Source organism: Photobacterium sagamiensis, assembly GCF_050337085.1.
GTDB classification, from domain to species: domain Bacteria; phylum Pseudomonadota; class Gammaproteobacteria; order Enterobacterales; family Vibrionaceae; genus Photobacterium; species Photobacterium sagamiensis.
The window spans coordinates 1-23,619 of the sequence record NZ_JAKJSP010000040.1; the positions used below are offsets into that span (position 1 = coordinate 1).

The following is a 23,619-nucleotide window of genomic DNA, read 5'->3' on the forward strand; positions in this document are numbered from 1 at the left end:
GAAGTGAAACGCAGTAGCGCCGATGGTAGTGTGGGGTCTCCCCATGTGAGAGTAGGTCATCGCCAGGCGCCAAATAGCTTTATGCTGAATAGACACTGCGGAGTGGTAGTTCAGTTGGTTAGAATACCGGCCTGTCACGCCGGGGGTCGCGGGTTCGAGTCCCGTCCACTCCGCCACGTATTAAAGCCTCAGTCTAACGACTGGGGCTTTTTTACGTTTGTAGCAATATGAATAGACACAGCGAAGTGGTTGTTCAGTTGGTTAGGCTTTTTATTGGAGAGCTTAGCGGCCTGTCACGGCAGGGGACGCGCTGATTTCAAGGAGTGGCAAGTCCCGTCCACTCCGCCACTTATTAAAGCCTCAGTCTAACGACTGGGGCTTTTTTACGTTTGAACAAAAGCAAAAACCTCGTCATTCCCTACAGCGAGGCACGAGCGAGATAGGGAATCCACAGCCTCGGTCGATCAACGCGCGAGGGATCCCCGATAATCTCGTCCCTCGATTTCGAGGATGACGCGGTATGGCTTGTCGCGATCTATTACTGAGAGGCATGATATAAGCGAGCCGGCCTGTCACGCCGGGGGACGCGCTGATTTCAAGGAGTGGCAAGTCCCGTCCACTCCGCCACGTATTAAAGCCTCAGTCTAACGACTGGGGCTTTTTTACGTTTGTAGCAATATGAATAGACACCGCGGAGTGGTAGTTCAGTTGGTTAGGCTTTTTATTGGAGAGCTTAGCGGCCTGTCACGTCGGGGGCGCGCTGATTTCAAGGAATGGCAAGTCCCGTCCACTCCGCCACTTATTAAAGCCTCAGTCTAACGACTGGGGCTTTTTTACGTTTGAACAAAAGGAAAAATCTCGTCATTCCCTGACGTGAGGTACGAAGATGAGATAAGGGATCCATCGTATTATGTGCTCGCTTCAGCGGTTCTCTAATGTCTTAGTTTCTCGTTTCTTCATTAATGTACACCCTTTTAAGCTTTCAGGTTCCAATGGTTAAAAAGCTGCACAAGCTACTATACTGATAATTATCAACGCCTTATAAGTGATTTATCTATGGTGTTACTGTAGCTGTAGGGAGTGAACATCTTTTATGTGATCTGTTTTGTAAAAGGTGTACGTCCATTTTCTTCTTGATGTATAAGATAGATTTCAGGCTTTCTGATCCATTTCGACGCAGGCATATAGTAATATTGACCGCAGTGAATTAGCTGAATTGCAGTTAGAAAGGATAGTGCGATGAGCGTAAATGCAAATGACAACACAAACATTGATAGTGATTTACTTACCGAGATTGCCATTACTTATTATCAGGATGGTGCTACTCAGGAAGAAATATCGCAGAAATTTGGAATGTCTCGGGCTAAAGTGGGCCGTTTGCTTCGTCGTGCACGCGATGAGGGGGTGGTTGAAATTACTGTTAAATATCACCCGGTATTTAGTGAAAAGCTCGAACAGCAGCTAATTGAACGATTTAACCTTAAGCGCGCTTTGATTGCACTCGATCAGCCGGATGAAGAAGCTCAGCGGCAACAGGTGGCGAGTCTTGTTTCCAGTTATCTATCCACTATTTTGACTGACGATATGGTAGTAACTGTCGGTCAGGGAAGGAATATTGCGTCTATAGCTAGTCATGTTGGCGTGGTGCCTCACCGTAAATGTCGCTTCGTTTGTGGTATTGGTGGTACTCACCGCTCAGGTAATGCGATTAATGCAGATCACATCTGCCGCCAGTTAGCAAAAAAATATGATGGTATTAGCGAGACATTGTACGCCCCAGCTTATGTTGAAGACATCAAAGTCAAAGAATCATTTATGAAGAACGGTACCGTGAAGGAAACCCTAGATCGTGCTCGCCGTGCCGATGTGGCTTTAGTTGGTGTCGGTGATATGAACGAAAACAGCCACATGGTAAAACTGGGTTGGTTTACGCCTCAAGAGATCGTTGAAGCCCGAATTCGTAAAGGTGTTGTCGGTGATATTGCAGGTTATGATTTTTTCGATAGCCAGGGGCAGCAGGCTGATACCATGATGAGTGATCGAGTTATTGGCCTAAGTATGGAAGAGTTACGTCATATTCCGACGGTAGTGGTTACCGCTGCAGAAAACAGTAAAGCGTTGGCGTTATTGGGAGCATTACGCTCTGGTATTGTGGATGTCCTTGCAACAAGTGTAAGTAATGCACTGACTATTCTAAATCTGGATCAACAGATGAAGTAGCCATGTTGAATAAAAGTTTGTCACAGATGGAGGCTGCATGATGTGCAGCCTTTTTTTTGCTTGCTATGCTTTCAGGGTGGCTTTAAGGAAAAGGGTATAGTCTTGAGAACAATAATATTTTTGGTGGCATGGCTTGGTATGTCGACAACTGTTTGGGCTAGCCCATGGGAAAAGGTGAACTCGCCAAGTACAGGTAAATCAGAATCTATCGGTACCTACAATAATGGTTGCCTGGCGGGTGGTGAGGATTTGCCTTTGCAGGGGGATGGTTATCAGGTTATGCGTTCTCACCGGGGCCGTTATTATGGTCACCAGAGTATGATCCAATTCCTCCATGACCTATCTAATGGTGTGCAGCAGCTAAATATTGGTCAGCTACTCGTCGGGGATATCGCCATGCCACGTGGAGGACGCTTTTCATCGGGGCATGCGAGTCATCAAACTGGTCTAGATGCTGATATCTGGCTGAAGCTAACCGATCAGCCATTGACCAATGAGGAACTGGTTGATGTTCAGCCGCTACCGATGGTTCACATTAAAGACTATAAAATTAATCAGGATAATTGGGGCGAAGAGCAGGCTTTACTGGTGCAGTTGGCGGCTGTTGATGACAAGGTTGCCCGGATTTTTGTTCATCCTGTTATTAAACAGCAGCTGTGTAAGCGCGAATGGACGGATCGCTCTTGGTTGCGCAAAGTACGTCCCTGGTGGGGCCACTATTACCATTTCCATGTCAGGCTGCATTGCCCCGAAGGCGATGGCAGTTGCAAACCTCAGACGGCTCCTCCCGCCGGTGATGGTTGTGGTGCAGAATTAGCGTCTTGGAAGCCTAAGCCGAAATCGAAGCCTGACAAAAAGAAAGTAGTGAAAACGAAGAAAAAAATACCACCCAAGCCCCCGGAGCAATGCTTGGCTTTACTGAGGTAGCGGTGACTTTGGTCCTGAGATGTTTGAGCTAATAAAAAAGCGCCTTTCGGCGCTTTTTTGTTTTGCAATCACACAGACAATTAAGCCAGCCCCTGCAGGGTCACGAACTTTTCGAGCAGTTCGTCATCGGTTTCGATATGGGCAGGATCCGTAATAATGCAGTTGGTAATAGGACAAACTGACTGACAAGTTGGCTTGTCATAGTGTCCTTTACACTCTGTACATTTATCCGGATCGATCTCGTAGATCTCGGCACCCATGGTGATCGCTTCGTTAGGGCACTCAGGATCACACATATCGCAGTTGATGCACTTATCATTAATGAGCAATGCCATCGAATTATTTACCGTCTGCAGAACCGTGAGGGCTACGGGTGTCTTGACCGTTGCCTAGGTTACGCATTAGTAGACCATAATCTAAGTCCATATCCGCAGGTACTGGGATAAAGACAAAGTGACCGTTACCTTTCGCATCATCAACAGATTCTGACTTACGGTTTTCCATCATTTCAAGATTGAAAACAACGTTACCTTGCGGTGTCATGACTTCAAGGCTGTCACCAACCATGAACTTATTCTTTACGTCTATTTCTGCAAGGTCACCACGGCGTTTACCTGTAAATTCACCAACAAATTGTTGAGTATCAGAAATTGAATAACCGTATTCGTAGTTCTGGTACGCATCATGTGTGTGACGACGTAAGAAGCCTTCTGTGTATCCACGGTGTGCCAGGCTTTCCAGTGTGCCCATTAGGCTTTCATCAAATGGTTTACCCGCTACTGCATCATCGATTGCTTTGCGGTAGACCTGAGCGGTACGTGCACAGTAGTAGAAAGATTTAGTACGACCTTCTATTTTCAGTGAGTGCACACCCATCTTCGTCAGACGTTCAACATGCTGGATAGCACGTAGATCTTTCGAGTTCATAATGTAAGTGCCGTGCTCATCTTCAAACGCCGCCATTTTATCTTCAGGGCGGTGTGATTCAGAAAGAAGAACCACTTCATCCGTTGGCTTACCAAGACCTAGTGTGTTGTCAGGGCGAGCTTCTTGAACTTCTACTTCCTGAACTTGAACGCTAGCATCAACAGGGTTCGCTTCAACGATTTGACCATTATCGTCTTCTTTTGCAGCTACTGCTTTGTATTCCCAACGACAAGCGTTAGTACATGTACCTTGGTTCGGATCGCGTTTGTTCATGTAACCAGATAGAAGGCAACGACCTGAATAAGCCATACAAAGTGCACCATGAACAAAAATTTCTAATTCTGTTTCAGGGCAGTGTTCGCGAATTTCTTCGATTTCTTCCAGAGATAATTCACGAGAAAGAATCACTCGCTCAACACCTTGGGTAGACCAGAACTTTACGGTTGCCCAGTTAACTGCATTAGCTTGTACAGATAGGTGAACAACTACATCTGGGAAGTTTTCACGTACCATCATGATAAGACCCGGATCAGACATGATTAGCGCGTCTGGGCCCATTTCTACGATTGGTTTCAGATCGCGAATGAAGGTTTTCAGCTTTGAGTTATGCGGCTGAATGTTACATACCACGTATAATTTTTTTCCTTGGGCATGAGCCTCGTCGATACCGATCTTCAGGTTCTCATGGTTGAATTCGTTATTACGAACTCGAAGGCTATAGCGAGGTTGGCCAGCATAGACTGCATCAGCGCCGTACGCGAATGCGTAACGCATGTTTTTAAGGCTGCCGGCAGGGGATAACAATTCAGGTTTAAACATAGCTCATAATTCTCAGTGTCTGATTCCAAATCAGGCCGCAATCACCTAGTGATGCGGAAGGAGGCGGGATTTTACTGTGATCCGTACCACGAAGGCAATTAAAACTGGGTTTAGATTCGAGTAGAGAGATGCGAGTGGAGAGGGGATTGTAGAAGATGGGAGGTACGAAGACTCGAAACTAGCCACTCGTACCTCGGCACTTTTAAAATTATTCTTTAACTTCCAGGCCGCCAAGTACTTCAAATACATTTGGCAGGAAGGCTGAGAATTCGCCACACATCAATGATAAATCGGCATCGATACGTGCTGCGATTTCTTCGCGGTCGATATCTTCATTCTGATCTTTGATTTCATCAGAGAACTTCAGGCGCTTGATGCCAAGATCCGCTTCAAGAACGAAGTCGATACGATCTTGCCAGTTCAGGGCCAGCTTGGTTACCAGTTTATCGGCTTCGATGTGCGCAAGGATTTCATCACAGCTTAAATCTTGCTGCTTACAGCGGATCACGCCACCGTCTTCTAAGATGGCTTTAAGCTCAGCTTCTTCACCCACGGTAAAGCCGTTTGGTGAGGTGTTTGAACGTACCCATTCCGTCATGGTCAGTTCTGCAGGCTTTTCTGGCGTTACAGGTACAACGGGTAGAGAACCAATCGATTTACGCAATAGTGCCAATAAATCTTCAGCTTTTTTGTAGCTACCTGCATCGACGATGATGAAGCCTTCTTTCGGCATGATCAACGCATAGGTTTGCGAGTGACGGCTGAATGCGCGCGGCAGTAAATCCATCACGATTTCATCTTTGATGGTGTCTTTTTCGCTCTTCTTCAGTTTACGGCCATGCTCTTGTTCCTGCATTTCCACTTTGGCATTAAGTGATTCCTTAATTACCGATGCTGGCAGCATTTTTTCTTCTTTACGCACACAGACAAGGATATTGTCGCCCACTACATGTGTGAACATATCGCCGTGTTTGCCTAGTGCATGTACCCAACCGAATTTTTGGATGTCTTGGCTACCACACGGGGTAAAGCGGAACTCTTCCAGTTGTTTTTCGATTTGATCTGGATTGAGGTCGATTTCACGGGTAAAGCGGTAGGTTAATACGTTTTTAAACCACATCATGGTAGTTACAAATCCTAGGGTTGTGCATTTAGCTGACAATCTTATTGTATTGCTATTGGTTTGTCGCAACTTTTCTGCCCCCAGTTATCAGCGATATTGAGGTTAGTGGGGTACAATCGAGGTCACTTTTTTACATACCCTAACGACGCCTTAAATACCTCTGTCTGCCCTTCAATTGAGGTAACTGGTTATACAGCTTGTTGTCGAAGTCGTTGGCAGTGGTTGTATTCAGGCGGCAATCAGAGGGTGAAATCTAAGCCTCTGAAATCATTTGGACTGTTCGCAATGAAATAAGATACTGGATGCATTTTGTATTGATAATACACTTGGTTACGATTTTATGTCATGGGGTCACAAAAGTGTCATAATTAACAAACATAATGGCCCACGAAGACAGCAACTACTTAGGTAAATATAGCTATGGGAAGACGGATTCTTGTTGTAGAAGATGAAGCACCAATTCGCGAGATGTTGTGTTTTGTACTAGAGCAGAAAGGCTATCAGCCAATCGAAGCTGAAGATTATGACAGTGCTCTGGATAAGATTTGCGAGCCTTATCCTGAGTTAATTCTGATGGACTGGATGTTGCCGGGAGGCTCAGGGATCAACCTGATTAAACACCTGAAGCGTGATGAGATGACTCGTCAGATCCCGGTAGTAATGTTGACGGCTCGTGGTGAAGAAGAAGATAAGGTACGCGGCCTTGAAGTCGGTGCCGATGACTACATTACCAAACCGTTCTCACCCAAAGAGCTGATGGCACGTCTTAAAGCGGTAATGCGCCGTTCTTCTCCAACGTCTTTGGATGACATAATTGATGTTCAGGGTTTAAAACTGGATCCTGTTTCCCATCGCGTTACGTGCAATGATGAGCCATTGGATATGGGACCAACAGAGTTCAAAATGCTGCATTTTTTTATGACTCACCAAGAACGCGTTTATAGCCGGGAGCAGCTACTGAATAATGTGTGGGGCACCAACGTGTATGTTGAAGATCGTACTGTCGACGTTCATATTCGCCGCTTGCGTAAAGCGCTGGAAATGGGCGGATACGATAAGATGGTACAAACCGTTCGTGGCGCGGGTTACCGATTCTCGACACGTAAGTAACTGAGATAATACGAGCGTGTCCGTTATCATGGAGTTGTGAATGGTCGAACGGCTGTCGTGGAAAAAGCTGGTTTGGGAACTGACCTTGTTTTACTTGCCCTGGGTAATTCTGGGGCAGATTTTCGGCTATTTGCCGTGGTTCTTACTGGTCGCGACCTGGATCCAGCTGATCTGGCATTTTCATAATCAATTAAAAATGTCTGACTGGTTATGGAAAGAGCGTAGTCTGACGCCACCTTCCGGCTCTGGTAGTTGGGAGCCGCTGTTTAATGGCATGTACCGCTTGCAACAACGAAACCGTCGTCGTCGCAAAGAATTAGCAACACTCATTCGCCGCTTCCGTAATGGTGCTGAATCCCTGCCTGATGCTGTGGTTGTCTTTCGCAGTGAAGGGAATATTGTCTGGTGTAATAAGCTGGCTCAGCACCTGCTCGGTTTTCGCTGGCCGGATGATGCGGGTCAGCCGATCAGCAATTTACTCCGTAGTCCTGATTTTGTTCGCTATCTTGCGAAACAGGCATTCGAGTCTCCGCTCGAAATCACTTCGCCGCTGAATTACGACCGTACTTTGGAATTGCGAATTATGCGCTACACCGAAGGTGAGTACCTGATGGTTGTGCGTGATGTGTCACAGCTGAAACAGCTCGAAGGCATGCGGAGTAACTTCTTTGCCAATGTCTCCCATGAACTGCGTACGCCGATGACCGTGTTGCAAGGTTATCTGGAAATGTCGAAAGACCCGGAGATGCTGGTGGGGCCGATGTGGGACAAAGCACATGGCGTCATGACCGAACAGCTGGTGCGGATGAATTCACTGGTCGCACAGTTGCTGACGTTATCAAAAATTGAAGCCGCACCGAATATTGAGTTAGAAGAAACGATCAATGTGCCAGCGATGCTGGATATTTTAGAGAAAGAAGCCATCTCGCTCAGTGGTGAAAAGAACCAGCAGTTTACGTTTGATGTCGATAAGTCGTTGCAAGTCTTAGGTGATGCCGACCAGCTACGCAGTGCGGTTTCTAATTTGGTATACAATGCCGTGAAGCATACTCCCGATAATGCATCGATTTCGGTTCGCTGGTATTTGACGGCGGGTGGGCCGCGGCTGGAAGTGGCCGACAGTGGTGACGGTATTGCACCGCAACATATCCATCGCCTGACTGAGCGTTTTTATCGGGTGGATAAGGCGCGTTCCCGAGAAACCGGGGGCAGTGGCTTAGGTCTGGCGATTGTGAAACATGCGTTAAGCCACCATGACTCGCAACTTGAAATTGAAAGTATGCCAGGCGAAGGCAGTACTTTCTCGTTCACCTTGCCGCAGCGGCTGGTGACGAAAGCTGCGTGACATAATTGTGTGCTCCGTATGAAGGGCGGAACATAGAGGCGGTCAGTGAAGGTCGCTTTTGTCGTTACATTACAATTATTACGAAAAGGATGAAGTCTGTTCTATGGCCATGATGTTCCGCATCTCAGAGGGGATGTTTCGTATTGTATTGTTATCGCTGGCCGTGCTTTTCGGCCGTTCAGCCTGGGCTGCAGAGGCTGAATTACCGGAATATAAAAGGGTGAGTGGCATTGCCGGCAACCTTTCTTCGGTTGGTTCAGACACGCTGGCGAATCTGATGACCTACTGGGGGGAAGAGTTTAAACGCCAGTATCCGAATGTGAACATTCAAATTCAGACTGCGGGATCATCCACAGCGCCGACGGCTTTGACTGAAGCAACGGCGCAGCTGGGACCTATGAGCCGCCAGATGAAGTCGAAAGAAGTTCAGGCTTTTGAACGTGAGTATGGTTATAAACCCACAGCCATTCGCGTTGCGATCGATGCGCTGGCAGTATTTGTCCATGAAGATAATCCATTGCAGGGAATAAATTTCGAACAGCTCGATGCGATTTATTCCCGAACATTACGATGCGGTGGCACGCAACCGATCACTCGTTGGGGGGCGTTAGGGCTGACGGGAAAATGGGCTGTGCGTGATATCCAATTGTTTGGCCGTAACTCGGTATCTGGCACCTATGGGTATTTTAAAAAGCGAGCGTTATGCCAGGGCGATTTTCGCAATAATGTGAATGAACAGCCGGGCTCGGCATCAGTGGTTCAGTCGGTATCGACCTCGCTAAACTCAATTGGTTATTCTGGCATCGGGTATAAAACCACGGGAATACGCGCTATTCCGATTGCCAGAGAAGGGACTGATTATGTTGATGCCACCATCGAAAATTCGATTAATGGCCGCTATCCGCTGGCGCGTTATCTCTATATTTATGTCAACAAGCACCCGAACAAACCTTTGGCTCCTATGCAGGCGGAGTTCATTAAATTCATCCTGTCTCGTAATGGCCAGCATATTGTCGAGAAAGATGGTTATATCCCTTTACCTGCCGCGGTCGTGGAAGTGAATTTAGCGGGTTTAGGGCTTTAGTGCGTGATGGGTTAATAGTAAATTAAGAACTAATAGCGAGTTCCCATCCGGCCTTTGCCCAATACTCTTGTTCTTGCCGTAAGTCAGCAGCCAACAGCTTGTTATTTTCTTGCCAGCCCGCCGGCAGGGTTAATTCCCATGATTCTTTATCTGCTTTGACATTTATCTTCGGAAGCGGCTCATCGGCTCTCTGACCATTTAACGCAACAGCCAGCCGCAGAGTACGGATCAATGGATAAAGGTGTTTGCGCTTATAAATACTGAGTTCCGGCATCTCTTCCAGCTTCAGTGCCTTGCGCTGAAAGCGGACTAAGGTTGCCAGTACCGTCTGTTGTTCCAAATTAAAACCCGGCATGGTGCTGTAGCGCAGTAAGTACGCAGAGTGGCGATGAAAGCCTGGATAACTGATGCTTAGTCCGACTTCATGTAACAATGCCCCCCAGCCGAGCAAAGTTGAGAGTTCAGATTTAGCCGGCCCGGGTTGTGGTTCGATTTGAGCGTAAAGATCTTCCGCACACTCTTTCACTCTGGTCGCCTGATCAAGATCGACATGGTACTGGCTTGCCATTGCGCTCGCGGTGCGGGTTCGGATATCGCTGTGGCGGAACCGGTCTTCCATCTCATATAACAGGCCTTCACGTAAAGCACCGTCAGAATAGATCATCTCTTCAATTTTCAGCGATTGGAATACTGCCGCTAATATGGCAAGGCCGGCGGCAAACACCGGTTTTCGATCATCACTCAGCCCGGGTAAGTCCAGTTCATCGTTATTTTTAAACGACAGCACCTGCTCAACCAGCTGATTGAGTCGTTTATTGGTGATCATCCCGTCGCTGTATCCTTTAGCAATCAACACCCCGCGAATAGCCTTAATGGTCCCCGATGATCCGATCGCCTTACCCCAGGCTTGCCTGTGGTATTGGCTGGCAATACTCTCCATTTTTTGCTGAGCTGCCAGTTGGGCTGACGCCATATTTTTGCTGCTGATTTTACCTTTCGCAAAGTAGTGTTGGTTGTAGCTCACGCATCCCATGTGCTTGCTATAGAGCAGTCTGGTATCAAAGTTCTCGCCAACAACTAATTCGGTACTGCCACCGCCGATATCGACCACCAGCTTACGACCGCTTTCTGGCTGAGTGTGAGCGACGCCTAAATAGATCAGACGGGCTTCTTCAGTGCCCGGAATGATCTCGATGGGGTAGGGCATGATACTTTCAGCACGCTTCAAAAACAGATGAGCATTGTTAGCCTGGCGCAAGGTATAAGTGGCAGCAATACGAACATTTTCCGGTTCAAACCCTTGCAGGCGTTCGGCAAACATTGCCAGACAAGCCAAGCCGCGTTCAATGGCGGCTAGATCGAGGTTTTGCTGTTCATCCAACCCTGAAGCCAGATGAACACGTTGCTTATGCCGGCTGATGATTTGCAGGCTTTGCCCGACAACTCTGGCGACGACCATATGGAAACTATTCGAACCAATGTCGATAGCGGCTATTTCACGATGGCGTTGGTTATGATCCGGTATCATTATTATTAATCGCTTTTTCTGCCTGTTTTTTAAGCTGTTTTTCGCTTTGCTTAAGGTAATCGTAAATGGCTATCTGCGACCGTATCTTTCGTCGGTTGCCTCGCGGTACGTACTGGTTGCTCATCTCTTTGTCGAGTACCCGTGCTTTCACGGTATCGGTAAGCTGAATATTCAGAATATCGATGGTTTTTTTCTTCAGTGCAGGATCACGGATCAGGCAACCGACCTCAATTCGGTTATCGATATTACGGGTCATCCAGTCGGCGGAAGAGAGCATGACATCCGGATCGCCATTGTTTTCAAATACCGCTACCCGAGGATGTTCAAGGAAGCGATCAACAATGCTGATTGCAGATATATTGTCACTGATCCCTTTGATTCCGGGGATCAAAGCACACATACCACGAACAATGAGCCTGATTTTTACGCCATGACTGCTGGCTTGATAGAGCATGTTAATCAAGTCTTTATCGACCAGATTATTAACCTTAAGTGTAATACCAGATGAGAGATTCTGCCGAGCATGGGCAATTTCACGATCGATCAAATCGTACAGGCGTGAGCGCGAATTTAGTGGCGATACGATCAGGTGCTCAAATTGTACCGGCCGATACGGGTTTTCAATGTATGCGAAGACCTGCCGGACTTCATTGGCAATTTCCTGATCACAGGTCATTAATGAGAAATCTGTATAGGTTCGGGCAGTTTTTTCATTGAAGTTTCCAGTACCAATATGTGCGTAGCTAACCAGCTTGTCGTCCTCCCTGCGAGTGATCAGGCATAGTTTTGAGTGAATTTTTAACCCCGGCACGCCAAATACCACATGAACCCCGGCTTCGGTTAAGCGGTGAGAACATTCAATATTGGCTACTTCATCAAATCGTGCCTGCAGCTCGATCACCACGGTGACCTGTTTGCCATTGTTGGCTGCATCAATCATGGAATCAATGATCCGGGAGTGTTTGGCGACTCGGTAAATACTAATCTTTATGCTGTGTACCTTGGGATCGTAAGATGCCTGACGCACCAGTTCGGTGACGTGATTGAAGGTGTGATAGGGATAGTAGAGCAGAATATCTTGCGCTTTGATGGCATCAAAGGCATTGCGCGCACGGGTAAACTGATAGCTCTGGAGCGGAGGCAGAGATGGGTTTTCTAAGTATTTTCGCCCGACATTCGGAAAGTCGATAAAGTCTTTAAAGTTATGGTAGCGGCCTCCGGGAATGATACTGTCATAGCTGGAAACTTTAAGCAGGCTGCACAGTACGTCGATCATATTACCCGGCATATCTCGCTGATAGACAAAGCGTACCGGCATCGCGGTCAGGCGCTGGTTCAGGCCTTCTGACATCTGCTCAAGCAGGCTGTGTTCCACCTCCTGGCTTAAGTCGTATTCCGCATCACGGGTCATCTTCATCGAATAGGCTTTAAGTCTGTCATATTCAAAGAAGCCACTGAAGATATCGTCGAGGCAGAAGCGGATAATATTATCTAGTAGGATTAGGGTATTACGACGCCTTCCTTTAGGTTCTGGAAGCTGAATAAAACGAGGTAGCTGATCGGTAGGAATTTCAATTAATGCATAACGCTTGTTCTCCCCCAGTTGCATTTCAATCGCCAGATAAGAATATTCATCCTTTAGAAATTGCAACAGGTTGATCTCATCGGTGAGCAGGATCGGAGTTATATGAGGCAAAATCGTATTGCGGAAATATCGGCGTAGCCAGCTTTGCTGATTTTCTTCAAGCTGAAGCTCATTGATCAGAAAGATATGACGCCTTGCCATCTCCAGCAGAATTTCATTATATAAAGTATCAAAATCCTGATTCATTTTGAGTACCCGGCTCTGGATCTTGCTGAGCAGGTGCTTGGCGCTTTCATCTCCTCCATGTACCTGACTGATCAGGATACGGCGCTTGATGTCGGCAAACCTGACTTTATAAAACTCATCGGTATTGCTGGAAAAGATCCCTAAAAAACGGACGCGCTCTATCAGAGGTACCGACTTGTCGGCAGCCTCTTGCAGAACACGTTCATTAAATGAAAGCCAGCTTAGCTCTTTTTCAATATAAAGGGTTTCCGTACTCATTTTCCTTCCTGCAAAACAGCGAGGCGAAATGTTTTACGATTTATGCCTGTGTAGCGTCATCAAAATCGATCGTTAGATCATCAGCAAGTTTTTCAAGCTCTTGCTGGACAAAACCGAGTTCAAGGTTGGCAGGCATTTCTAATAGGAAATGCGCCTTAAAAATAGGGTAGCCCCAGTTAGGTGCACTTTGGGTGTCGGTTTTTAGTTTATGGATGTTGATACCCAGTTGATTCAGCAGAGTTGTTACCTCTTTGACAATGCCGGGGCGATCATTAACGGTGACAGTGAGCTGATGCAGTGTCAGTGATGGCAATGCCTGGCTTTGATCTTCCACAATGTGGATCTGGAGTTCATCAATTTGAGACAACGCTTTGCTTAACACCGAAATGTGTTTGGTGGCGACTTCGACTTGCAGGATACCGGCAAATTGCCCCGCCAGTTTACTCAGACTACTACTGAGCCAGTTACCTTTATTCTGGTAGACCGTATCTGAAAGCAGTTCAACTAAGCCTGGGCGATCTTTACCAATAACAGTGATGATGATGTGCTTCATAACGAATTTCCTTTTCCGCGGTAGGCAAATGTTTGTGTAAACGGTTTACACAAGACACTAATTCATTATCAGAGCATGTTTTCATTCTGTCCAGATCCACAGAGGATCCTGCGATTTAAATCAGTCTGGGGTCATAAATGATTAAGAATAATGATATTTTATTGTAACTTTATGTCATTCTAATTGACGGTCAACAGGTGGACTGAATACAGTTGTCACAAAAATGTCATTAAAAAGACATAATATACCCAAGCCACCTTAAGACGCAGAATTCTCGCATCTTGAGGTGGCTTAGGTATATCAGTAAACATGAAGACGGTTTGAGGTAATAATGGCAGACGCCAGCGCATTTTTGATGGGAGAAAGCCGTAGTCGACGTTTAAAAGACCGGTTTGTGCGTTATGGAGTGACTGCTGGTGGCATTTTTGTACTTCTTACCTTAGTGCTGATTTTTTTCTATTTGCTGTATGTTACCGTGCCTATCTTCTCGTCAGTGACCGTAAAACAGCAGCAGACTTTTACCCTTCCTTTTTCTGATACCGTCGCAGCAATGGGTATCGAAGAGCATAATGATCTGGCTTATCGCCTGTCACAGCAGGGTGAGTTGAGTTTTGTTCGGCTGATGCCACAAGAACAAGCCGGCGAGATCATTAGCCAACATACTGTCACTGAACAACCCACGAGCTTCGCTCAGAGTTTACCGCGTGATGCCGTATTTGCGTTTGGCAACCACGATGGACGAGTCACGATTATAAAACCCGTATTTCGGGTGACATTTCCAAACAACCAAAGAGTCACAACGCCAGAGATTGACTACCCGCTAGGACAACCATCTTTTGTACTGGATCCACAAGGACAGGCTATTACGCAACTGGCCATATCGGTACGAACAGACAACGCGCTTGTCGTAGGTGTAACGGCAGATCACCGTCTTGTCGCGCTGACATTCGCCGGACAAGATAGTCTGTTAACCCGGCAGGTGGAATGGCAGAGCAACTTATTTGAAATTAGTGATATTCCGGACAAGGTTACCGATCTGGTTGTCACGCCTGATGGGCGTACCTTGTATCTGCTGAGCGGCAATTATCTGTATGTGGTGGCGATTAACGGTCCGGGCTCCCAAACTCGTGAGGTCGTTGATGTCAGTGACGGTCAGGGCAAGCCTTTAAAAATTGATTTGTTGTCAGGTGCCAACTCATTATTGATCACCACCAGTAGTAATACGGTATCACAGTGGTTTGAAATACTGGCCAAGGGTAAACGATCCCTGGTAAAGGCACGGGACTTTTCTTTATCAGATAGTGCGTTAGTGCAGTTGGTGCCGGAATATTACCGTAAGGGCTTTTTTGCTATTCAGCAAAACGGGATGTTGTCGGCGTACTACACGGCGGATAAGAGCGCTTTGTATCAAGAGAAGCTGTTTACCGCTGCGCCGGATACGGTGGCCATTTCCCCCCGGGCTGATCGGCTGTTGGTGTTAACGGGGGATGAATGGCAAACCTATGCGGTTAACAATACCCACCCGGAAATTGGTTTCTCATCGTTATGGCAGGAAGTCTGGTACGAAGGGTACTCCGAACCGGATTATGTCTGGCAATCCACTTCAGCCAGTGATGAATTTGAGCCTAAGCTTAGCTTAGTCCCGATTATATTCGGTACCTTAAAAGCCGCGTTCTATGCAATGTTCTTTGCTATTCCGCTGGCATTGGGCGGGGCAATTTATACCGCCTATTTTATGTCATCAGCAATGCGAAGTGTGGTTAAGCCGACGGTGGAGATCATGGAAGCGCTGCCCACCGTGATTTTAGGCTTTCTGGCAGGTTTGTGGCTGGCACCGATTGTTGAAGATTTCTTACCGGGGATCGTGATGAGCCTGATCATGCTGCCACTGATGATTCTGCTGGTGGGGTGGAGCTGGTCTGTACTACCGGGGCAATGGCGTCATAAATTACCTAATGGTCTGCACATTGCGATTCTGATGCCGGTCATTGTGTTATTGGGATATGCCTGTTTTACGGCGAGTCCGTATGTTGAACAGTGGTTGTTTGACGGTGATGTTCGCCACTTTTTAACCAATGAATGGGGAATTGGCTACGATCAGCGCAATGCCTTGGTCGTTGGTATTGCGATGGGGTTTGCGGTGATCCCGACTATTTTTTCTATTGCCGAAGATGCAATTTTTTCGGTGCCGGGACACTTAACCAGTGGCTCGCTGGCATTAGGGGCGACGCATTGGCAGACCTTAACCAAGGTTGTGCTGTTAACGGCCAGTCCGGGTATTTTCTCGGCCATCATGATGGGGTTAGGACGGGCTGTTGGTGAGACGATGATCGTGCTGATGGCGACGGGTAACACCCCGATTATGGACTGGAATGTATTACAAGGATTACGCACACTATCGGCGACGATTGCGATTGAAATGCCGGAGTCGGAGGTAGGCAGCTCTCACTATCGGGTATTATTCCTTGCTGCCTTTGTGCTGTTTATTGTTACCTTTCTTTTCAACACCATTGCCGAACTGGTTCGCCAGCGGCTACGCGAAAAATACAGTTCGTTATAATGTCGCTGTTCACCCTAGTAGAACAGTTACCGGAATGTGCGGAATAATTACGATTAAAGTGAATTCTTGATGGGAAAGTGGTTTAAATCAGGCTCGCCCTGGATATGGCTAACAGCCGGGGCTGTAAGTCTGAGTCTGATTGCGGTATTAGGTTTGCTGTTGTTGATTGGCTGGAAGGGGCTCAGTTTCTTCTGGCCGGCACCTGTGTATCAGTTTGATGTCACGCTCGATGGCAATAAGCAGGTGATCATCGGGGAAATCTATGAACGTCAGCGTATTCCGGTTGACCAATTAGCAGAGGCGGGGGTTGATGTCTCTGCGGTTGAAGGTAACAGTGTTACCCGTTATCTGATTAAAACAGGCAACCGAGAGCGGGTTGAACTCGATTTTATCACTCTGCTGGATATTCAGATTGACCATCAGGCCCTCGCTTATAATATTGCGGTGATAGATCGTGATAAAAACGGTAAGTTTTATGGTTATCCGGTTGGTTTAATCAATGAAGATCAACCGCGTCATGTCAGTGAGTTATCACAGGGGCTGGCCGAAACGGCGCAGGTTCGCACCGAACGGGATAACTTGCAGCAAACTGAAATTGACAATATTAACTGGCGGCTGGAACAGCTGCGGTTAAAAGAACGTAATCTGTTGCTAAGTAACCAGTTGGATGATACTGCCAGGCAGGCGATAGCTCTGGAGCAGCAACAACTGCAACAAGACTATAGTCAGATTGAGCAGCGCTTGTTCGCATTGCAACAAAAGCTGGTGGATGGTGCATTAGTCGTACGTGACATGGACGGCGTTGAGGTCAGGCTTCCTATGGAGCAGATCTTAGATGTCTGGTATCCGAACGATCTGACATTCAGCGGTAAAATTGCCCATTGGGGAAGTCAGGTGGTGAAGTTCCTGACCGAAGACCCACGGGAAGCTAACACTGAAGGCGGGGTGTTTCCAGCCATTTTTGGCACCGTATTTATGGTGTTACTGATGAGCATTATTGTCACGCCATTAGGTGTCATGGCTGCCATTTATCTTCATGAGTACGCGGGTAAAAATGGTTTTACCAAATTGATCCGCGTCGCCGTGATTAACCTCGCCGGTGTACCCTCCATTGTTTATGGTGTGTTTGGTTTAGGTTTTTTCGTTTATATGGTGGGGGGAACCATTGATGAGGTGTTCTTCTCGGCTCAACTCCCGACGCCAACGTTTGGTACACCGGGTATTTTGTGGTCTGCGTTAACCCTGGCGATTCTGACGCTGCCTGTTGTGATTGTCTCGACCGAAGAAGGGTTAGCTCGAATTCCTAATTCGGTACGTCATGGCTCTCTGGCTTTAGGGGCAACCCAAGCGGAAACCTTATGGCGCATTGTACTGCCAATGGCCAGTCCGGCGATCATGACCGGATTAATTTTAGCGGTGGCCCGAGCGGCCGGCGAAGTCGCACCTCTCATGTTGGTGGGAGTGGTGAAAATGGCACCGACCCTGCCAGTCGACAGCCATTTTCCATATGTGCATTTGGATCGTAAGTTCATGCACCTTGGCTATCATATTTATGATGTCGGTTTTCAGAGTCCCAATGTGGAAGCGGCACGCCCGCTGGTTTACGCGACGTCATTTTTATTGGTTACGGTGATTGTTGGATTGAATTTAACAGCGATCGGTATTCGAAATCATCTGCGTGAGAAGTTCCGCTCGTTGGAGCAGTAACGAGTCGAGCAATAGCGAGTAAATACATGCTTTCAGTTAACACAACAATGGGTTTTTTTGAGCCATTAGATTTAGCCTCGTTACCCGAAGAGAAAACCGCGCTGTCGATTGAAGGGCTGGATCTGCATTACGGTACTATGCAGGCACTGTTTAATATTAATATGCGGATTGCCAAAGGGCAGGTGACCTCCTTTATCGGCCCGTCGGGGTGTGGTAAGTCAACCTTACTACGCTGTATTAACCGGATGAATGAGCTGGTTGAAGGCTGTCGGGTCAATGGGGAAATCATGCTTCATGGCCAGAATATTTATGATAGCAAGGTCGATGTGGCCTCGCTACGCCGCCGAGTTGGCATGGTATTCCAGCGCCCCAACCCGTTTCCAAAATCAATTTATGAAAATGTGGTTTATGGTCTGCGACTGCAAGGGATCCGCGACCGCCGAGTCTTAGATGATGCGGTAGAAAGCTCGCTACGGGCCGCCGCCTTGTGGGATGAAGTGAAAGATCGACTGCATGAAAATGCGTTTGGTCTATCGGGTGGTCAGCAACAGCGTTTGGTGATTGCCCGGGCGATAGCGATTGAACCTGAAGTATTATTGCTCGATGAACCTACATCAGCACTGGATCCGATTTCAACGCTGACGATCGAAGAGCTGATCAATGAGTTGAAAACCAAATATACGGTGATCATTGTGACTCATAATATGCAGCAGGCGGCAAGGGTGTCAGATCAAACAGCCTTCATGCATATGGGGGAGCTGGTGGAATACAGCAATACGAATGATATTTTTACCACCCCTAAAGAGAAACGCACCGAAGATTACATTACCGGCCGATACGGTTAAGGAGTCACAACATGTTGGATAATTTAAGCCTTGGCCGACATATATCAGGCCAGTTTAATGCTGAGCTGGAAAGTATTCGTACCCATGTATTAGCCATGGGGGGATTGGTTGAGCAGCAGTTAGCTGATGCGCTGAAAGCGATGCACCTGCAAGATGCTGAATTGGCTAAGCGGGTCATAAAAGGTGACCACAAGGTCAATGCCATGGAAGTGGCAATTGATGAAGCTTGCACCCGTATTATTGCTAAACGTCAGCCAACCGCCAGTGATTTACGCCTGGTGATTGCGATCATCAAAACCATTACGGATTTGGAACGTATTGGCGATGTCGCGGAAAGCATTGCGAAAGTGGCGCTGGAGAATTTCACCAATAAGCAATACACCTTATTGGTATCGCTGGAATCTCTGGGTCAGCATGCCGTTAAAATGTTGCATGAGGTATTAGATGCCTTTGCCCGTATGGACGTGAAAGCCGCGATTGAAGTCTATCAGGAAGATGATCGCATTAATCGTGAATACGAGGCCATTATTCGCCAGCTGATGACCTATATGATGGAAGATCCGCGTTCTATTCCGAATGTTCTGCAGGTGATGTGGTCAGCGCGTTCAATCGAGCGCGTCGGTGATCGTTGTCAGAATATTTGTGAGTACATTATTTATTTCGTTAAGGGTAAAGATGTCCGGCACACTAACCCGGATGAATTTGAAAATGTCTTAAAATAAGACGCCTGCCATCGATTTATTAACTTCGCATTTTGCGCCTTATGGCTTATGGCCAGAAAACCGGTCAGGCACAAAGGTCTGGCTGTCTGCCGGGGCACGAACATATCCCTCTTTGTTTACCTCAGGCAGTTCAATATGAGGGTAGTGGATTTCTTCATAAGGGATATGAGAGAGCAAGTGTGAGATACAATTGATCCGCGCCTTCTTTTTGTCATCTGCATCTACCACCCACCACGGGCATTGTTTGGTATCGGTATAGGCAAACATTTTGTCTTTTGCGGCTGAGTATTCTGCCCAGCGATCACGAGAATCAAGATCCATCGGGCTGAATTTCCAGCGTTTGATCGGGGTATGAATGCGCTCAAGGAAGCGACTTTCCTGCTCATCATCGGAAACCGAGAACCAGTACTTCAGCAGTATAATTCCGGAACGCAGCAGCATGCGCTCAAACTCAGGGCACGAACGGAGAAACTCTTCGTATTCCTCATCAGTGCAAAACCCCATCACTTTTTCGACTCCTGCCCGGTTGTACCAGCTGCGGTCAAACAGCACGATTTCTCCCGCAGAGGGAAGGTGGGCGACATAGCGCTGGAAATACCATTGGGTTTTTTCTTTCTCGGTCGGTTTGGGCAAGGCTGCGATACGGCATACCCGAGGGTTAAGTTTTTCCATGATCCGTTTTATTACCCCGCCCTTCCCCGCGGCATCCCGCCCTTCAAAAATGACGGCCACTTTAAGCCCGCAGTGCTTAATCCATTCTTGCAGCTTGACCAGCTCAACCTGTAACCGTTCGAGCTCACGATCATAATCTTTCTTTTTAAGTTTTTTGGCTGATGGATTATTGGTCATGTCAGACTCCGCGTGGTTATTACACTCCTCATTGTTATTAAGAGTAATGCCAGATCTGCATGGTGACGAATTAAGAGCAGTTTTCGTGGCGATTTTCTGTGGTGTTGATGCAGATAATCCCGCTTGGAGTAATGGGGAAAAGAGTTTGTTACATGGCCCGGTATTTCGGAAAGTAATAATTGCACGACATGGTATTATTCGCCCTGCAGTGGTTGCGAATAACAATAATTAAGGATGAATGATGTATCGGTTGGTAACCGTATATAGAAAAAGAGCCTGCAATAGCAGGCTCTTTTTGATCGTGTTATTGAATTATCATTGGATTGCTCTTACCACGGCCGCAATTTTCTCGGCAGATGTTACCGGGATACAAAAGTCATCAATGTCAGCACTGCCCATATGTGCCTGACGGCCAACGTTGATCATATGGCTGGCTCGGGTGCTTTTACCGGAAAGGTGGATCTCTTTGATACCGCTTTTAGCGATGATTTCAACGGCATTATCCGCCGTAACACCGGCACCGGCCATGATACTCAAATGATTTCCACAATGTCGAACCATACGGGCAATGGTTTCAGCACCTTCTAGAGCATTGGCTTCAAGCCCTGATGTAAGTACTCGCTCACAACCTGCAGACATAATCGTATCCAGCGCTTCAAAAGGCGCCAGACACTGATCAATCGCGCGGTGGAAGGTAACGCCTAATCCCTTGGCCTCTTTCACCAGCGTTGCTAGCGTATCTCGATTGATCTGGCTTCGGGGGGTTAAAACACCGACGACGACACCTTGCAGACCAGCTTGTTTGGCGGCATGAATATCTTCCAGCATCAGCTCGATCTCGTCATCTGAAAACAAAAAATCCCCCTGACGAGGGCGGATCATTGCATACACAGGAATATGAGCATGTTTAACGGCTTGCTTCATAAAACCGACGCTGGGCGTTAAGCCACCAAGAGCCAGCGACGAGCACAGTTCAATGCGGGTCGCGCCACCCTGTTGGGCATAATGCAACGATTCAAGGTTATCAATACAGACTTCAATATGTTGGAACATAGAATTAACCGACAGGGAAGGAAATAGGGCAGTAGTCTATAACAAAAAGGGTGGGGGGAAATATGCTTCAGTGGCGAGTGGCATCTGGTGGGTATTGCTCGTATCTCGTTTCTAGATACTCGTACCTTTTAAACTAAAAAGGGCCCGGTGGTCCGGGCCTCATTATTTTTTTGCCTTGCGGCTGACTTTGGCTTTACGCTATTGCGTTTGTTGCCACAACACCGTTGAGCGGGGTGCTGCTTATAGTATTCTGGTGCTAAGACTTATAGGTCTGCAGTGTGCTCAGACAGGTAGTCTGCAACACCTTTTGGAGATGCATCCATACCAGCTTTACCTTCTTCCCACTGTGCCGGGCAAACTTCACCGTTTTTCTGGTGGAAGTTAAGCGCGTCAACCATACGTAGCATTTCGTCGATGTTACGGCCTAGTGGAAGGTCGTTAACTACCTGGTGACGTACTGCACCGTCTTCGTCGATTAGGAAAGAACCACGGAAAGCAACACCGGCTTCTGGGTGCTCAACATCGTAAGCTTTGCAGATTTCGTGCTTAATATCAGCAACCAGAGGGTATTTAACCTGACCGATACCGCCGTTTTCAACAGCAGTGTTGCGCCATGCGTTGTGAGAGAACTGAGAATCGATAGAAACACCGATAACTTCAACGCCTTTAGCCTGGAAATCTTCAAAACGCTTGTCAAAAGCGATTAGTTCAGATGGGCAAACAAAAGTGAAGTCTAGTGGGTAGAAGAAAACTACCGCTTTTTTACCTTTAGTAAACTCTGCAAAGTTGAAGTTATCAACGATTTCGCCGTTACCTAAAACAGCTGCAGCAGTAAAATCTGGTGCTTGACGACCTACTAGTACCATTTTGGTGCTCCTAGAATATTCGGTTTGGTGCCGACCTTTTCGGTGGGCTCCTTGTTTGGACGAGACAAACTATAGCGAAACTGGTAGATTGAAAAAAGCGGAATAAACAGATTGAAGTAATCGAAAAAAACGATGACAAAGTTTCCCTCTCTAAAACAGCTTCACTATCTGGTGACACTGTTTGAAACCCGTCACTTTGGTGATGCGGCAAAAAAATGTTTTGTGAGTCAGTCTACATTGAGTTCAGGCATTCAGAATTTGGAAGAGTTGCTGAGCTGTCAACTGATCGAGCGTGATAATAAATCTCTGGTCTTTACCTCAATGGGCGAAGAAGTGGTTACCCGATCCCATGAGTTACTGGCGCGTAGCCAGGATTTAATGGAACTGTCTAAATGTACCGGTGATGGTATGGAAGGGAAGTTGCGAGTGGGTTGTATCCCGACGATTGCGCCTTTTCTTTTGTGTGACTTGGTGCAAGAGGTAAACCGCCTGCATCCAAATCTTCACTTATTGTTACGAGAAGATACCACGACGAATCTGCTGGCAGCGCTGCGAAATGGTGAAATGGATGTCTTGATCCTCGCTTTGCCCATTGAGATTAACGGTATGCATAGCAAGGTTGTTGGCCGTGATGCGTTCAAAATGGTGATCAGTAAAAATCAGGCGGAAAAAGTGAACGTTCCACTTCGATATGCTGATTTACCCGATGAATCTGTTTTTTTACTGGAGAAAGAACATTGCTTAACTGAACACGCGGTTTCAGCGTGCAAACTGACAACCAAAGAGAAGATTAATCCTTTTACCGCAACCAGTTTGCATACATTAGTCCAAATGGTGGCAAATGGTTTAGGTACAACCTTTATCCCCCAGATGGCGATCGACCATGGTTTGCTGGATAACCAAAACCTAGTCGTTGTCGAACCCCCGGGCCAGGCAGCTTATCGTCAAATTGGCTTAGTTTGGCGGCCGACGTCAAGTCGGCTTCAAACATTTAATGGTTTGGCAGATATTGTTGAGGGGCTTTTATAGCAACGTTGAGGCCGTGTTGTCAGAACTCCCTTTTTGACAGCATGATATCCTTTTGGTTTATCGGTTATTGGTATATTCCATCTTACTAAAGGCGACGTAAATGTAGCCATTTTGTAGGTTTATTCTGTTTCGCTTCGCGAATAAATGAAACAGGATGAATAATCAACCACACTTATAGCGTATAAAATGCGAGCAGGTTGTATTTATAACCACCTGTTATTTATTCATTTTTGATCTCCCTTTCACTCATTTCATGTTTAAAA

20 protein-coding genes, 1 tRNA gene and 1 rRNA gene are annotated in these 23,619 nt (G+C 47.0%); 13 read left to right on the forward strand and 9 right to left on the reverse strand.

The window, feature by feature from the left end:
* The 4 genes from rrf to mepA all read left to right on the forward strand — a co-directional run.
* Positions 1-68 (forward strand): 5S ribosomal RNA (gene rrf, locus L4D76_RS18720); the annotation flags it as partial.
* Positions 69-99: 31 nt separating this feature from the next.
* Positions 100-176 (forward strand) — tRNA-Asp (locus L4D76_RS18725).
* A gap of 1,063 nt (positions 177-1,239) precedes the next feature.
* Positions 1,240-2,220 carry a sugar-binding transcriptional regulator gene (locus L4D76_RS18730; protein ID WP_428442409.1) on the forward strand — a complete coding sequence of 327 codons (981 nt, stop codon included), beginning with the start codon at positions 1,240-1,242 and terminating at the stop codon, positions 2,218-2,220.
* A 138-nt stretch (positions 2,221-2,358) separates the two neighbouring features.
* Positions 2,359-3,147: a penicillin-insensitive murein endopeptidase gene (gene mepA / locus L4D76_RS18735; RefSeq protein WP_428442463.1), complete on the forward strand. Its 789-nt coding sequence runs from the start codon at positions 2,359-2,361 to the stop codon at positions 3,145-3,147.
* Between the two features lie 80 nt (positions 3,148-3,227).
* Here mepA and L4D76_RS18740 read toward each other — a convergent pair whose 3' ends face one another.
* The 3 genes from L4D76_RS18740 to rdgC all read right to left on the reverse strand — a co-directional run bounded on the left by L4D76_RS18740 (position 3,228) and on the right by rdgC (position 6,013).
* Entirely contained in the window at positions 3,228-3,482 is a 255-nt protein-coding gene (locus L4D76_RS18740) for a YfhL family 4Fe-4S dicluster ferredoxin (protein WP_428442410.1), read from the reverse strand.
* A gap of 4 nt (positions 3,483-3,486) precedes the next feature.
* Positions 3,487-4,893: a prephenate-dependent tRNA uridine(34) hydroxylase TrhP gene (gene trhP, locus L4D76_RS18745; RefSeq protein WP_428442411.1), complete on the reverse strand. Its 1,407-nt coding sequence runs from the start codon at positions 4,891-4,893 to the stop codon at positions 3,487-3,489.
* 208 nt (positions 4,894-5,101) lie between these two features.
* A complete protein-coding gene (gene rdgC, locus L4D76_RS18750; protein WP_428442464.1) occupies positions 5,102-6,013 on the reverse strand; it encodes a recombination-associated protein RdgC in 912 nt (303 codons plus the stop codon).
* Positions 6,014-6,436: 423 nt separating this feature from the next.
* Between rdgC and phoB the strand changes: the two genes are divergently transcribed.
* From phoB to L4D76_RS18765, 3 genes are all read left to right on the forward strand, one after another.
* Positions 6,437-7,126 (forward strand): phosphate regulon transcriptional regulator PhoB, encoded by a 690-nt coding sequence (phoB, locus tag L4D76_RS18755; RefSeq protein ID WP_428442412.1) that lies wholly within the window; start codon positions 6,437-6,439, stop codon positions 7,124-7,126.
* A 40-nt stretch (positions 7,127-7,166) separates the two neighbouring features.
* Complete coding sequence (gene phoR / locus L4D76_RS18760; RefSeq protein WP_428442413.1) at positions 7,167-8,471, forward strand: phosphate regulon sensor histidine kinase PhoR; 1,305 nt, start codon at positions 7,167-7,169, stop codon at positions 8,469-8,471.
* Positions 8,472-8,580: 109 nt separating this feature from the next.
* A complete protein-coding gene (locus L4D76_RS18765; RefSeq protein ID WP_428442465.1) occupies positions 8,581-9,555 on the forward strand; it encodes a PstS family phosphate ABC transporter substrate-binding protein in 975 nt (324 codons plus the stop codon).
* Positions 9,556-9,577: 22 nt separating this feature from the next.
* Here L4D76_RS18765 and ppx read toward each other — a convergent pair whose 3' ends face one another.
* The 3 genes from ppx to L4D76_RS18780 are packed head-to-tail and all read right to left on the reverse strand — an operon-like array spanning position 9,578 to position 13,725.
* Entirely contained in the window at positions 9,578-11,083 is a 1,506-nt protein-coding gene (gene ppx / locus L4D76_RS18770; protein ID WP_428442414.1) for an exopolyphosphatase, read from the reverse strand.
* Positions 11,067-13,172 carry a polyphosphate kinase 1 gene (gene ppk1 / locus L4D76_RS18775; protein WP_428442415.1) on the reverse strand — a complete coding sequence of 702 codons (2,106 nt, stop codon included), beginning with the start codon at positions 13,170-13,172 and terminating at the stop codon, positions 11,067-11,069. The genes ppx and ppk1 overlap by 17 nt, the downstream gene beginning before the upstream one ends.
* 40 nt (positions 13,173-13,212) lie before the next feature.
* The gene (locus L4D76_RS18780) at positions 13,213-13,725 is read right to left on the reverse strand and encodes a glycine cleavage system transcriptional repressor (protein ID WP_428442416.1); all 513 of its coding nucleotides are present in this window, start codon (positions 13,723-13,725) and stop codon (positions 13,213-13,215) included.
* A gap of 331 nt (positions 13,726-14,056) precedes the next feature.
* On the opposite strand from L4D76_RS18780, the gene L4D76_RS18785 reads away from it, so the two are divergent.
* The 4 genes from L4D76_RS18785 to phoU all read left to right on the forward strand — a co-directional run bounded on the left by L4D76_RS18785 (position 14,057) and on the right by phoU (position 19,559).
* The gene (locus L4D76_RS18785; protein WP_428442417.1) at positions 14,057-16,285 is read left to right on the forward strand and encodes an ABC transporter permease subunit; all 2,229 of its coding nucleotides are present in this window, start codon (positions 14,057-14,059) and stop codon (positions 16,283-16,285) included.
* Positions 16,286-16,354: 69 nt separating this feature from the next.
* Positions 16,355-17,992 carry a phosphate ABC transporter permease PstA gene (gene pstA / locus L4D76_RS18790; RefSeq protein WP_428442418.1) on the forward strand — a complete coding sequence of 546 codons (1,638 nt, stop codon included), beginning with the start codon at positions 16,355-16,357 and terminating at the stop codon, positions 17,990-17,992.
* A gap of 26 nt (positions 17,993-18,018) precedes the next feature.
* Entirely contained in the window at positions 18,019-18,837 is an 819-nt protein-coding gene (pstB, locus tag L4D76_RS18795; protein ID WP_428442419.1) for a phosphate ABC transporter ATP-binding protein PstB, read from the forward strand.
* Positions 18,838-18,848: 11 nt separating this feature from the next.
* Positions 18,849-19,559: a phosphate signaling complex protein PhoU gene (phoU, locus tag L4D76_RS18800; RefSeq protein ID WP_428442420.1), complete on the forward strand. Its 711-nt coding sequence runs from the start codon at positions 18,849-18,851 to the stop codon at positions 19,557-19,559.
* Between the two features lie 39 nt (positions 19,560-19,598).
* Here the strand turns inward: phoU and ppk2 are convergent, their stop codons facing one another.
* Positions 19,599-20,408, reverse strand: coding sequence for a polyphosphate kinase 2 (gene ppk2, locus L4D76_RS18805; RefSeq protein ID WP_428442421.1), 810 nt, complete (start codon positions 20,406-20,408; stop codon positions 19,599-19,601).
* Between ppk2 and L4D76_RS18810 the strand changes: the two genes are divergently transcribed.
* Positions 20,407-20,640, forward strand: a complete 234-nt coding sequence (locus L4D76_RS18810) for a hypothetical protein (protein WP_428442422.1) — start codon at positions 20,407-20,409, stop codon at positions 20,638-20,640. The two genes, ppk2 and L4D76_RS18810, sit on opposite strands and share 2 nt — an antisense overlap.
* An 83-nt stretch (positions 20,641-20,723) precedes the next feature.
* Here the strand turns inward: L4D76_RS18810 and L4D76_RS18815 are convergent, their stop codons facing one another.
* Positions 20,724-21,461, reverse strand: a complete 738-nt coding sequence (locus L4D76_RS18815) for a copper homeostasis protein CutC (protein ID WP_428442423.1) — start codon at positions 21,459-21,461, stop codon at positions 20,724-20,726.
* Between the two features lie 263 nt (positions 21,462-21,724).
* The gene (locus L4D76_RS18820) at positions 21,725-22,327 is read right to left on the reverse strand and encodes a peroxiredoxin C (protein WP_428442424.1); all 603 of its coding nucleotides are present in this window, start codon (positions 22,325-22,327) and stop codon (positions 21,725-21,727) included.
* Between the two features lie 132 nt (positions 22,328-22,459).
* On the opposite strand from L4D76_RS18820, the gene L4D76_RS18825 reads away from it, so the two are divergent.
* Positions 22,460-23,356, forward strand: a complete 897-nt coding sequence (locus tag L4D76_RS18825) for a hydrogen peroxide-inducible genes activator (RefSeq protein ID WP_428442425.1) — start codon at positions 22,460-22,462, stop codon at positions 23,354-23,356.
* The last annotated feature ends 263 nt before the right edge of the window (positions 23,357-23,619 follow it).